The organism is Ideonella paludis (assembly GCF_018069865.1).
GTDB classification, from domain to species: domain Bacteria; phylum Pseudomonadota; class Gammaproteobacteria; order Burkholderiales; family Burkholderiaceae_C; genus Ideonella; species Ideonella paludis.
The window spans coordinates 119,387-131,019 of sequence record NZ_JAGQDG010000008.1; the positions used below are offsets into that span (position 1 = coordinate 119,387).

An 11,633-nucleotide genomic window follows, 5' to 3' on the forward strand; every position below is an offset into this window, starting at 1 on the left:
GCACTGGCAAGTCAGAGCCGAAACGCCACCGTCGTCATGACCTTGGCCGCAAGCTTCATCGCGGTCTTGACGGGCTGGGGGAGGTCACTGGCGCCGGCTTGGTCCGCCATCTCCGCATGAGCGGCTTCATCGCGCTTCATCTGCTCTACGATGGCCCGAGAGCCCTTGTCCTGAGAGGGTAAGCGCTCCAAGTGACTGGCCAAGTGGGCCTCAACCTGTCGCTCCGTTTCTTTCAAGAAACCCAAGGAGACCGCGTCTCCGGCCTTGCCGGCCAGCAAGCCTATCCCAAAGGCGCCAGCAAACCACAATGGGTTCAGAAGGCTGGGTCTGTCACCTAACTGCCGCAAGCGGTCGGCGGTCCATGCCAGATGATCGACCTCCTCCACGGCGGCTTGCTTCATTCGCAGGCGGTTGGCAGGGGTTTGGGCTGTCAGTGCCTGCGCCTCATAGAGGGCTTGTGCACAGACCTCCCCCACGTGATTGACGCGCATCAGCCCACCCACCAATCGTTTCTCGGTTGGGTCCAGTTGCGCGAGGGGCAGGTCGGCTGCCGGGTTGGGCCGGCTCGCTTGCAGGCCTCCGCTGAGTGTGCGCAGCGCGGTGTCGGCCGCGATCAACCAGTGATCAAGAGCGTGGTGAGTGGCGTGCATGGGGCGAGCTTACATCGGGAAAACCCCTCGTCGCTGAGCCAAGAAGCACATGTCGAGCAGGTTTGACTTTGGCCAAACTCCCTTTCTCGTTGTGCTCGGACAACAGACAGCCCTCATTTCGGTGTCAAACCTTGGCAGAAGGCTAGGGGGTCTGGTGCAATAGCGCCAACTTCCGATGAGGAGGTTGGCCTGATCAGCCCCACCTTTTGAGGTGATCCGGGTTCTTCCCCGATCGGGACCTCTTGTTCAACCTAGGAGATCGTTGAAATGAAAAAATCTATTCTCGCTTTGGCCGTGCTGGGTGCGTTTGCTGGTGCTGCTTCGGCTCAATCGTCTGTGACCATCTACGGCAAGCTGAATGCTGAGCTGGGCAAGGACCTGGGCACCGCTGACAAGGCGTTGATGGACCGCGCGGGCAGCCGTCTGGGCTTCCGTGGCGTTGAAGATCTGGGTGGCGGTCTGAAGGCAACCTTCGGCATCGAGCACCGCTTCAACCCGGCATCTGGTGCAGCCAACGCCAACTTCTGGAATGGCTACAGCACTGCTGGTCTGCAAGGCAGCTTCGGCTGGGTTCGCGTTGGTCGTGACTACACTCCGGCCTTCTTGATGATCCAAAACCAGATCGACCCGTTCGGTGGCGACACCGTGGCTCATCTGCGTGACATCGGCATGCGTGTTGGTGGCATCACCAAGGTGCGTAGCGCCAGCATGGTCGAGTACCACATCGGTATGTCCGGCTTCAACTTCGGCGCTCAGATCGCTGAGTCGAACACCAACGGTGGTGGCAAGCGCCCCGTGTCCTTCGCAGCGAACTACGCAGCAGGTCCTCTGTTCGTCGGTGCTGGCTATGAAGACCCGAACGGCTCTAACGACAAGCAGTGGAGCTTGGGTGGCCGCTACAACTTCGGCGCCGCGACCGTGTCGGCTGGTTTTTCCAAGGGCACAACCCAAGCCAACGCTGATGCCAAGGGTTTCCTGGTTGGCGTGAACGTGCCGGTTGGCGCGGCTGACCTGAAGGCCGGTTTCGCCAGCCAAAAGGTTGGTTCCACCACCGTCAGCAGCAAGCTGGGCCTGGGCGTGCATTACAACCTGTCTAAGCGCACCAAGGTCTTCGCTGACTTCGGCCGCGACAGCAAGTTGGCCACCGAGAAGACTGGCTACGACTTCGGCGTTCAGCACAACTTCTGATCGTGAAGGCCCGCTTTGCGCGGGCTCAAACGACAAGACCAAAGCCGCCTTCGGGCGGCTTTTTCTTGCCTTCGTGGATATCGGTGAGATGAACGATGGATCTTCTGTCGCATAAGTGCGCCTGGCCTCAAGGACTCTGCAAACTGGTGCTGGTCAGTGTTTTTGCGATGACGCTGGTGGCCTGTACACATGCGCCGCCATCGCTGCCCGTGAAGGCCGCAGATTCGCCTTGGGAAGAGGTGCGCTTCCCTGGCAAGCGTGTGACGACCTACGACCCCATCACACAAGGGCGCTTTGTCGGATGGCAAGCCTCTGCGCAGGGTTCGGCCAGCATGTTGCGCCGCCGATTGCATGTACCCCAAGGTGTCGAGCCGACCTTGCGGTTTGCTTGGAAGACAAATGCCTTGATTCCCGACGCCGTCGTGGGGGTGGTGGATAAAGACGATGCCGTCACCAGTGTGGTCGTCGCCTTCGACGGCGATCACCAGAGCCTGTCACTGAAGAACCAAATGCTTTTTGACCTGGCTGAGATGGTGACTGGAGAGCGGCCACCCTATGCTTCGCTGATCTATGTCTGGGGCCATGACCAAGCGACCATCGAGTCGGTGGTGAACAGCCCTCGAACGGATCGCATTCGCAAAATCGTATTGGAAGCTGGGCCTGCGCACCTTGGCCAATGGCGCGAGTACGAGAGAAACGTCATTGCTGACTTCAAGCGCGCCTTTGGGGAGGAGCCGGGGCCGATCATCGCTTTGGGCATCATGACTGACGCTGACAATACGGGCGGTCGCGCTCAAGCTTGGTATGCCAATGTGGATTTGACGACCAGCCGCTAGCGCGTCAGCCACCGTGGCTGCAGTTGGTGCAAGCGCTCGATCGATCATGGGGCTTTCCCGTTGGCACAGAAGCTGCAAAATCCGCGATCATGCGGAGCGTATTAAAACCCGTAGCACTGATCTCAAGAGGATGTGCTGCGAGCCGCACCCTTTAGCCGTCCATCGACGCGAGAGACCCCATGATCAAAAAACTTCACTTGAATTTGCTGGCTGCTGCCGTTGTGTTGACCGGCGTATCTAGCCAAGCCGCTCCCCTTCGTTGGGCCAGTGCCAGCGACATTCCGAGTTGGGATATCCACAGCCAAAACAATGCACTGGGCAATGGCGTGCATGCAGCGGTTTATGAGTCCCTGTTCTACTACAACGGCAAGTTTGAGTTGGAGCCTCAATTGGCCACGGGCTACAAGCAATTGAGCCCCACCCAGGTGCGCATTTCACTGCGCAAGGGTGTGAAGTTTCATGATGGTGCGGCCTTTGACGCCGACGACGTGGTGTTTTCGTTGAACCGCGCCATGGACAAAGCCTCCAACTACGGGGTTTACACACAAGGCATCGACAAAGTCGTAAAGGTCGACGAGTTCACGGTGGATATCCTGACCAAAGGGCCTAACCCCGTGTTGATCCGGCAGCTGACTGAGCTGCGTATGCTCGACAAGGACTGGGCTGAGAAGAACCGGTCGGTGACCCCAAAGGATGCCAAGTCCAAAGAAGAAAACTATGCCCATCGGCATGCCAATGGCACCGGCCCCTTCATGCTGAAGAGCTGGGACCCCGACGTGAAAATGGTTCTGACGCGGGCGCCGAGTTGGTGGGGCAAGATGAGCGGCAATGTGACCGAGATTGTCTATACGCCGATCAAGTCTGATTCGACCCGTGTGGCGGCCTTGTTGTCCGGCGAGGTCGACATGGTGCTGGATCCGTCACCCGCGGACCTGCCTCGATTGCGGGCCAGTGCCAACCTCAAAGTCTTGGACGGTGCCGAGAACCGCACCATTTTCTTAGGCTTGGATCAATTCCGAGATGAGTTGCCCGGCTCGAACATCAAAGGCAAGAACCCCTTGAAGGACAGCCGAGTGCGCAAGGCGCTCTACCAGGCGATCGACATTCAAGCCATCCATAAAACGACGATGCGTGGCATGTCCCAGGTCACTGGCACGCTGGTCGCTCCGCAAGTCAATGGCTGGTCCAGCAAGGTGGATGCCCGTCATCCCTACAGCCCGGACGCTGCTCGTAAGCTGCTGTCTGACGCTGGCTATCCCAATGGGTTTGAAGTGGATTTCGCCTGCCCCAACAATCGCTATATCAATGACGAAGAAATTTGTCAGGCCATCACAGCGATGTGGGCGCGCGTGGGTGTCAAGGCCAAGCTTCGCACCTTGCCCTTGGTCACCTATTTCCCGATGATCCAGCGCTATGAAGCCAGCATTTACATGCTGGGCTGGGGTGTGCCGACCTTCGATGCCTTGTATTCCCTGCAGTCCCTGGTTCGCTCTGTGGGTGCTCAAGGAGATGGTAACTACAACGTGGGCCGCTACTCCAACCCGCAGATGGATGCGCTGATTGAACGCATAAAAAAGGAAGTGGATCAAAAGGCTCGCAATGACTTGATCGAGAAGGCCCTGCTGCTGTCTCATGAAGAGGTGTCGCACATCCCTCTGCACAATCAGGTCATTCCTTGGGCCATGAAACGCAATGTGACCATGTCACACCGTGCGGACAATCGCATTGAGATGCGCACCGTGACGGTCAATTGACCCTGACATCCATCAGCGGGCAGCGCTGGGCGCTGCTCGCATCTGTAGGCTTGAGGCCTTCAGCGTTGCGCTGTCCAGAGCCCTCAAGACCTCCAGTCTCACCACAGGGTCCAAGACTCTATGTTTGCATTTGTACTTCGTCGCCTCGCTCAAGCGGTGCTGGTGATGCTCACCGTGGCATTCATCGCCTTCATGCTGTTCCAGTATGTGGGCGATCCAGTCACCAACCTGTTGGGCCAAGATGCCACGCCCGAACAGCGAGAGCAACTTCGGCGTGATCTGGGTTTGGATCAGCACTTTGTGGTTCAGTTTGCGAGCTTTGTCAGCAATGCTGTCCAGGGCGAGTTTGGGCTGAGCCTGCGCCAAGGGCGCAAAGTCTCGACCTTGATCGCAGAGCGCTTCCCTGCAACCTTGGAGTTGGCAGCGGCAGCGGCCTTGATTGCCTTGGTGGTCGGCATTCCATTTGGTGTCTATGCGGCTCTGAAGCGGGGCAATTGGCTCTCGCAGTTGCTGATGGGCTTGTCGCTGTTGGGCGTGTCTCTGCCCACCTTTCTCATCGGTATTTTGTTGATCTTGGTGTTTGCCGTCTGGCTGACCTGGCTGCCCAGCTTCGGGCGTGGCGATGTGGTGAACCTGAGTGCCAATTGGACGACGGGTCTGCTCACCGCCGATGGATGGAAGCATCTTTTGCTGCCCGCCATCACTTTGTCGGTGTATCAGTTGGCATTGATCATGCGGCTGGTACGTGCAGAGATGCTGGAGGTTTTGCGGGCGGACTACATCAAGTTCGCTCGGGCACGCGGCTTGAGCAATCGGGTCGTCTACTTCGGCCATGCCTTGAAGAACACATTGGTGCCGGTGATGACCATCACGGGCTTGCAGTTGGGTGGCTTGATTGCCTTTGCCATCATCACCGAGACGGTGTTTCAGTGGCCGGGCATGGGCTTGTTGTTCATCCAGGCGGTGCAGTTTGCAGACATCCCTGTGATGGCCGCTTACCTGTGCCTCATCTCACTGATCTTTGTGCTGATCAATTTGGTGGTCGACTTGCTTTACTTCGCGGTCGACCCGCGCTTGCGCGTCGAGCGCTCCGCAGCAGGCCATTGAGCATCTGCTACCTCACCTCATTTCGGATCGCCCTCCGGCTGTCCCGTCTTCACCTCATACCTCTGCCATGACCATCTCACCATCCGCTGAGGCGGCTCCGCCAGGTGCCTTGGCTCGCTTTTTCGCAGGCGATGTTTGGTACAGCTTTTGCCGCTCTCCGGTGGCCATCGTGTCCGCGCTCATTGCGGGCATTTGTGTCATTTGCGCTGTGGGCGCGCCCTGGATCGCGCCACACAACCCGTTTGATCTGGCCACCTTAGACCTTTCGGACGCCCGCCTGCCACCCGCCTGGGAGGCCGATGGCAAGACCAAGTATTTGCTCGGGACGGACGACCAAGGGCGCGACATTTTGTCGGCCCTGATGTACGGGGCTCGCATCTCCTTGTTCGTCGGCTTGGCCGCCGTGGCGCTGTCCGTGACGATTGGGGTGTGCCTGGGCTTGCTCTCCGGCTTTGTGGGCGGCAAGACCGATGCTTTCATCATGCGTGTCTGCGACGTGATGCTGTCCTTCCCGGCCATCTTGGTGGCCTTGCTGATTGACGGTGTGGGTCGGGCGCTGTTTCCCAATGCGCACGACACATTGGCTTTCACGGTGTTGGTCTTGGCAATCGCCCTGACAGGGTGGGTGAAGTACGCGCGCACCGTCCGCGGCTCGACCATGGTGGAGCGCAATAAAGAGTACGTGCAGGCGGCGCGCGTGATCGGCGTGGCGCCAGCCCGCATCATGTTGCGTCACGTGCTGCCCAATGTGTTGGGCCCCGTGCTGGTGCTGGCCACCATCGATGTGGCCGCAGCGGTCATCATCGAGGCGACCTTGTCGTTTCTGGGTGTGGGCGTGCCACCCACCAGCCCCTCGCTGGGTACCTTGATTCGAGTCGGAAATGACTTTCTGTTCTCTGGCGAATGGTGGATCACCGTCTTCCCTGGGGGCATGTTGATGTTGATTGCCTTGAGCGTAAACCTGCTGGGTGACTGGCTGCGTGACGCCTTGAACCCCCGCCTGAGGTAAGTGCCATGACTGCGTTACTGGAAGTGAAGCACCTGCGGGTGGAGTTCCCCACGCGCCATGGCACCTTGCTGGCCCTAGATGACGTCTCTTTTGACATCGCGCCGGGCGAAATCCTGGGGGTGGTGGGTGAGTCGGGTGCGGGCAAGTCCCTGACTGGGGCCGCCATCATTGGCCTGCTGGAGCCACCTGGCCGAGTAGCCGACGGTGAGATTCGTCTCGATGGTCGTCGTATCGACAACCTGCCTTATGACGAGATGCGCAAGATTCGTGGTCGTCACATTGGCGCTATTTTTCAAGATCCGCTGACCTCACTCAATCCGCTCTATACGGTGGGGCGGCAGTTGATCGAGACCATTCAGACGCATTTGCCGCTGTCGGCCAGCGAGGCCCGCGAGCGTGCCATCGACCTGCTGCGCCAAACCGGCATACCCGCCCCCGAGGCGCGGGTAGACCAATTCCCCCATCAGTTCTCCGGCGGAATGCGCCAGCGGGTGGTGATAGCGCTGGCGCTGGCCGCTGAGCCACGCTTGATCGTGGCTGACGAGCCGACCACTGCTTTGGATGTGTCCATTCAGGCGCAGATCATTGCGCTGTTGCGTCGCCTGGCCAAAGACAAGGGTGCGGCCGTGATGCTGGTGACCCACGACATGGGCGTGATTGCCGAGACTTGCGACCGCGTGGCAGTGATGTATGCCGGCCGTGTGGTTGAGGTCGGGCCGGTGCAGGCCGTCATCCACCATCCTGCTCACCCTTATACCCAAGGGCTGATGGGCTCTATTCCGGCCATGGATGACGACCGCGAGCGATTGCTCCAGATCGATGGCGCGATGCCCCGCCTGAATGCGATTCCCTCAGGTTGCGCTTTCAATCCACGCTGCGAAAAGGTGTTTCAGCGTTGCTGCGAAGAGCGTCCGAATCTCATGTCCGCAGGAGCGACCCAGGCTGCTTGCTGGCTTAACGAAAATAATCAGGAAGTCGCGTCATGACAGCATTGGTCGAGGTCAAAGGCCTGAGCAAGGTGTTTGACGTGTCAGCGCCTTGGTTGAACCGTGTGGTGGAGGGCAAGCCTCGCCAGTTTGTCCACGCCGTAGATGGCGTGAGTTTCGAGATTGAGCGTGGCAAGACATTGGCGCTGGTCGGCGAGTCGGGCTGCGGCAAGAGCACTGTGGCTCGTCTGCTCGTGGGCTTGTATGGGCCGACGGCTGGTGAGGTGCGCTTTGATGGCGAGGACACCGCCGCGGTGCTGAAGTCCCCACGAGCACGGGCGTTGCGCAAACGCATGCAGATGATCTTCCAAGATCCGTATGCCAGCCTGAATCCCCGTTGGCGCGTGCGTGACATCGTGGGGGAGCCTTTGCGCGAGCATGGCTTGATCAGCGACGCGGGCGGCATTGAAGACAAGGTGGCGGACCTTCTTCAATCGGTGGGCTTGGCTGCTGCTGATGTGCAGAAGTTTCCGCATCAGTTTTCGGGTGGACAGCGTCAGCGCATCTCCATTGCCCGCGCGCTGGCCACCCAGCCTGAGTTCTTGGTCTGCGACGAGCCGACTTCGGCGCTCGATGTCTCGGTGCAGGCGCAAGTCTTGAACATCATGAAAGACTTGCAGCGCGAACGGGGTCTGACTTACTTGTTCATCTCCCACAACTTGGCTGTCGTTCGCCATGTGGCCGATGAAGTCGGTGTGATGTACTTGGGGCGTTTGGTTGAGCAGGCGCCGAAGCGGCAGTTGTTTGAGGCGCCGCGCCACCCCTACACGCGCATGTTGCTGGATGCCATTCCCGACATTCAAATGACGGGGCGGGCGCGCACGCCGGTGCAAGGGGAAGTGCCCAATCCGCTCAATCCGCCCACGGGATGCGCCTTTCACCCACGCTGCCCCCACGCCAATGCGCGGTGCTCCTCGGAGCGTCCAGAGCTTCGCACCATCGGCGGCATTCGCGTGTCTTGCCACGCTGTCGAAGAAGGGCGCCTTTGAACGTGTTGCCGCAGGCTTCTACCCACCGTTAGCGCTGTGTGTGCTTGGCGACAAGCACTCAAGCCTCACTGAGAGGCCGCTGGGGCATCAGCGTGCAGGGGCCGCTGATGCGGCCGATGCTGGTGATGCTGACGGGGTGGGGGCGGGCATCACCAGCGGCCCGCGTTGCCCACACGCTTGCAAGAGACCGACCAACAGGCCTACCGCCGCCACCCGGCTCCACAGCCGTGCCGGGCGCGGCCGGCACTGGAAGCCCCCGTTCGGTAAGGGGCTGTGCGAGGGCACCACTACACTTCGGCTTTGATCGATATGCATTGCCGGATTCTACTGACCATGACCACGCCTGAATTGAGTGACGCCGACTATCAGCGATACGCCCATGCGACCTTGTCCGCCGTTGAAAAGCAGTGCGATGCCTGGCTCGATCAAGATGTGATTGATGTGGACACGCACCGCAGCGGTGGCTTGCTGGAATTGGCCTTTCCCAATGGCAGCAAAATCATTCTCAACACACAGCCGCCTCTGAAGGAGCTGTGGCTGGCCGCACGTGGCGGAGGTTTTCACTTCCGTTGGAGTGAGGGTCAGTGGGTGGACACCCGAGATGGGCAAGGTTTGATGCATTGCCTGTCGCACCACGCCAGTCAGCAAGCCGGCATGCCTTTGCGCTTTGCAATGGATGCGACCGCCGCCTAAGGACGCAGTTACTGAGCTGCCAACCAGCGTGGCTGCTTCGACCAGGGGCAAGCCCGACGAGGCTTGCATCCGCCAGACTCAGCGGAAGAGATCAAGAATGCTCTTCTTTTCCTCATCAGACGGTGCCTGAGGCACTGCGGCGGCATCCTCCAAGCCCACGCTGCTCACACCTCTGCCGGGGCTGTACTCCTCGTAGTACCACTCTCCACCGACATTCACTACGCCCTCGGCCGGCGTCATCTCTACGATGGGTGTGTTTTTCAGCGCATGGCTCATGAAGTCGATCCACACCGGCAGCGACAGGCCGCCACCGGTTTCGCGATCACCCAGCTTGCGTGGGTTGTCGTAGCCGATCCAGACAATCGCTGCCAATGAGGGGTGGTAGCCCGCGAACCAAGCGTCCATCGAGTCATTGGTCGTACCCGTTTTGCCGAATACATCATTGCGCTTGAGTGTGGCTTGAGCGCGCGCAGCGGTGCCGGAGCGGGTGACCTCTTGCAAGAGGCTGCTCATCACAAAGGCATTGCGTGCATCGATCACGCGCTGGCTCTCATCTGGCGGCGCAAAGCTGGCCTCATGAAGCGGCTTGCCGCGGCTGTCGGTAATGCGGGCGATCAAGACGGGGTTGACGCGGTAGCCGCCGTTAGCAAACACCGCGTAACCCGTCGCCATTTGCATCGGAGTGACCGAGCCAGCGCCCAGCGCCATGGTCAAGTAGGGGTCATGCTTGTCGCGGTCGAACCCAAAGCGAGCGATCCAGTCACGAGCCGGATTAACGCCCACGGCCTGCAACACGCGGATCGAGACCATGTTCTTGGACTTGGCGAGGGCGCGTCGCAAAGACATGGGCCCGTCAAAGTGACCGTCATAGTTTTTGGGCTCCCAGGGTTGGCTGCCTGTGCTGCCAGCGTCAAAGAACAAGGGCGCGTCGTTAACCACGGTGGCCGGTGTAAAACCCTTTTCTAATGCAGCAGAGTAGATAAAGGGCTTGAAGCTGGAGCCGGGTTGTCGCCAGGCTTGGGTGACGTGGTTGAACTTGTTCTTGGCAAAGTCAAATCCGCCCACCAAGGCGCGAATGGCACCCGTCTGCGGTTCAACCGCGACAAATGCACCTTCGACCTCTGGCTGCTGGGTAATGAACCAATCACCCTTCGCATTCTTGATGACTCGAATGACTGCGCCGCGCCGGATTTGTATCTTGGGGTCTGCGTTGGCACTCAAGCCAGATGTTGCAGCCTTCAATCCGTCGCCCGTCATGGTCACTTGCTCGCCGGAGGGGAGGGCTGCGACGACTTTGCGCGGGGAGGCTTCCAACACCAGCGCCGCCTTCAATTCATCGTTGTCAGGATGCTCGGCCAGAACCTCCGCAATGCGCTGATCCAAAGCCTTGCTATCGGCGGGCAGCGCGGCATAAGCCGACGGACCGCGATAGGCCTGCCGGCGCTCGTAATCCATCAGGCCCTTGCGGAGCGCCCGGTAGGCGGCCATTTGATCGCCAGAGTTGACGGTCAAGTAAACCTGAAGCCCCCGCGTGTAGGTTTCTGCGCCGTACTGGCCGAACACCAGTTGACGCGCGGCCTCGGCCACGTACTCAGCGTGCACAGGGACGTTGGTCGGCTCTTTGTACTTCAAGACTTCCGCTTTGGCTTGAGCATGTTGCTCTGGGCTGATGAAGCGGTTCTCCAGCATCCGATCGATGATGTATTGCTGCCTCAGCGTGGCACGCTTAGGGTTGGCGATCGGGTTATAGGCTGAAGGCGCTTTCGGCAGGCCAGCCAACATGGCTGCTTCGGCAATCGAGATATCTTTAAGAGGTTTTCCAAAATAAATCTCGCTGGCCGCCGCAAAGCCATGAGCTCTCTGACCCAGATAGATCTGGTTCATGTAGAGCTCCAAAATCTGTGGCTTTGTCAGTTGGCTTTCGATTTTCAAGGCCAACAAGACTTCATAAAGCTTTCGGGTGACCGTCTTTTCCGTGGACAGGTAAAAGTTTCGCGCCACCTGCATGGTGATCGTCGATGCGCCTTGACTTCCCATGGACCCAAACTGTGCGACGCCCGCGCGGATCACGCCCAAGTAGTCGACACCGCTGTGTTCATAGAAGCGGGAGTCCTCAATGGACAAGACCGCCTCTTGCATGACTTTGGGAATCTCATGAATGGGAGTAAAGCGACGGCGTTCGTCCCCGTACTCGCCTAACAGCAAGCCGTCTGCGGAATAGATGCGCAAGGGCAGCTTCGGCTGATAGTCTGTGACAGAGCTGAGTTCGGGCAGGTTGGGATACGCCACTGCCAAAGCCAAGCCTGCGCAAATAATCACCATCACCACCAGGGCCAGCGCAAGGCCGAGGAGTCTCCCCATAAACCTCAGGAGGTGTCCAAACAGCCCAAGGGCGGGACCCTCGCGGCGAGGTGAAGTGGC

Annotated in this window: 11 protein-coding genes; 8 read left to right on the plus strand and 3 right to left on the minus strand. The window is 59.4% G+C overall.

The window, feature by feature from the left end; all coding sequences use genetic code 11:
• Positions 1 to 11: 11 nt before the first annotated feature.
• On the minus strand, positions 12 to 650 hold the full coding sequence (gene coq7 / locus KAK11_RS19030) for a 2-polyprenyl-3-methyl-6-methoxy-1,4-benzoquinone monooxygenase (RefSeq protein ID WP_210810982.1): 639 nt from the start codon (positions 648 to 650) through the stop codon (positions 12 to 14).
• 267 nt (positions 651 to 917) lie between these two features.
• Between coq7 and KAK11_RS19035 the strand changes: the two genes are divergently transcribed.
• From KAK11_RS19035 to KAK11_RS19065, 7 genes are all read left to right on the plus strand, one after another.
• On the plus strand, positions 918 to 1,838 hold the full coding sequence (locus KAK11_RS19035) for a porin (protein ID WP_210810983.1): 921 nt from the start codon (positions 918 to 920) through the stop codon (positions 1,836 to 1,838).
• A 146-nt stretch (positions 1,839 to 1,984) separates the two neighbouring features.
• Complete coding sequence (locus tag KAK11_RS19040) at positions 1,985 to 2,674, plus strand: DUF3047 domain-containing protein (RefSeq protein ID WP_210810984.1); 690 nt, start codon at positions 1,985 to 1,987, stop codon at positions 2,672 to 2,674.
• A 179-nt stretch (positions 2,675 to 2,853) separates the two neighbouring features.
• Positions 2,854 to 4,428: an ABC transporter substrate-binding protein gene (locus KAK11_RS19045; protein ID WP_210810985.1), complete on the plus strand. Its 1,575-nt coding sequence runs from the start codon at positions 2,854 to 2,856 to the stop codon at positions 4,426 to 4,428.
• A 120-nt stretch (positions 4,429 to 4,548) separates the two neighbouring features.
• The gene (locus KAK11_RS19050; protein ID WP_210810986.1) at positions 4,549 to 5,535 is read left to right on the plus strand and encodes an ABC transporter permease; all 987 of its coding nucleotides are present in this window, start codon (positions 4,549 to 4,551) and stop codon (positions 5,533 to 5,535) included.
• Positions 5,536 to 5,602: 67 nt separating this feature from the next.
• Positions 5,603 to 6,544 (plus strand): ABC transporter permease, encoded by a 942-nt coding sequence (locus KAK11_RS19055; RefSeq protein WP_210810987.1) that lies wholly within the window; start codon positions 5,603 to 5,605, stop codon positions 6,542 to 6,544.
• A 5-nt stretch (positions 6,545 to 6,549) separates the two neighbouring features.
• A complete protein-coding gene (locus KAK11_RS19060; protein ID WP_210810989.1) occupies positions 6,550 to 7,530 on the plus strand; it encodes an ABC transporter ATP-binding protein in 981 nt (326 codons plus the stop codon).
• A complete protein-coding gene (locus tag KAK11_RS19065) occupies positions 7,527 to 8,519 on the plus strand; it encodes an ABC transporter ATP-binding protein (protein ID WP_210810990.1) in 993 nt (330 codons plus the stop codon). The genes KAK11_RS19060 and KAK11_RS19065 overlap by 4 nt, the downstream gene beginning before the upstream one ends.
• An 87-nt stretch (positions 8,520 to 8,606) precedes the next feature.
• Here KAK11_RS19065 and lptM read toward each other — a convergent pair whose 3' ends face one another.
• Complete coding sequence (gene lptM, locus KAK11_RS22320) at positions 8,607 to 8,834, minus strand: LPS translocon maturation chaperone LptM (RefSeq protein ID WP_375140701.1); 228 nt, start codon at positions 8,832 to 8,834, stop codon at positions 8,607 to 8,609.
• Positions 8,835 to 8,852: 18 nt separating this feature from the next.
• Here lptM and cyaY point away from each other — a divergent pair, with 18 nt between their 5' ends.
• The gene (gene cyaY, locus KAK11_RS19070; protein ID WP_375140702.1) at positions 8,853 to 9,212 is read left to right on the plus strand and encodes an iron donor protein CyaY; all 360 of its coding nucleotides are present in this window, start codon (positions 8,853 to 8,855) and stop codon (positions 9,210 to 9,212) included.
• A gap of 78 nt (positions 9,213 to 9,290) precedes the next feature.
• Here the strand turns inward: cyaY and KAK11_RS19075 are convergent, their stop codons facing one another.
• Complete coding sequence (locus tag KAK11_RS19075) at positions 9,291 to 11,573, minus strand: penicillin-binding protein 1A (protein WP_246499158.1); 2,283 nt, start codon at positions 11,571 to 11,573, stop codon at positions 9,291 to 9,293.
• Positions 11,574 to 11,633 lie beyond the last annotated feature (60 nt).

What these genes read in the sequence shown, in the direction of transcription:
- coq7 (WP_210810982.1), bottom strand. Translation starts at nt 650, where the DNA reads ATGCACGCCACTCACCACGCTCTTGATCACTGGTTGATCGCGGCCGAC.
- KAK11_RS19035 (WP_210810983.1), top strand. Translation starts at nt 918, where the DNA reads ATGAAAAAATCTATTCTCGCTTTGGCCGTGCTGGGTGCGTTTGCTGGT.
- KAK11_RS19045 (WP_210810985.1), top strand. Translation starts at nt 2,854, where the DNA reads ATGATCAAAAAACTTCACTTGAATTTGCTGGCTGCTGCCGTTGTGTTG.
- KAK11_RS19050 (WP_210810986.1), top strand. Translation starts at nt 4,549, where the DNA reads ATGTTTGCATTTGTACTTCGTCGCCTCGCTCAAGCGGTGCTGGTGATG.
- KAK11_RS19055 (WP_210810987.1), top strand. Translation starts at nt 5,603, where the DNA reads ATGACCATCTCACCATCCGCTGAGGCGGCTCCGCCAGGTGCCTTGGCT.
- KAK11_RS19060 (WP_210810989.1), top strand. Translation starts at nt 6,550, where the DNA reads ATGACTGCGTTACTGGAAGTGAAGCACCTGCGGGTGGAGTTCCCCACG.
- KAK11_RS19065 (WP_210810990.1), top strand. Translation starts at nt 7,527, where the DNA reads ATGACAGCATTGGTCGAGGTCAAAGGCCTGAGCAAGGTGTTTGACGTG.
- lptM (WP_375140701.1), bottom strand. Translation starts at nt 8,834, where the DNA reads ATGCATATCGATCAAAGCCGAAGTGTAGTGGTGCCCTCGCACAGCCCC.
- cyaY (WP_375140702.1), top strand. Translation starts at nt 8,853, where the DNA reads ATGACCACGCCTGAATTGAGTGACGCCGACTATCAGCGATACGCCCAT.
- KAK11_RS19075 (WP_246499158.1), bottom strand. Translation starts at nt 11,573, where the DNA reads ATGGGGAGACTCCTCGGCCTTGCGCTGGCCCTGGTGGTGATGGTGATT.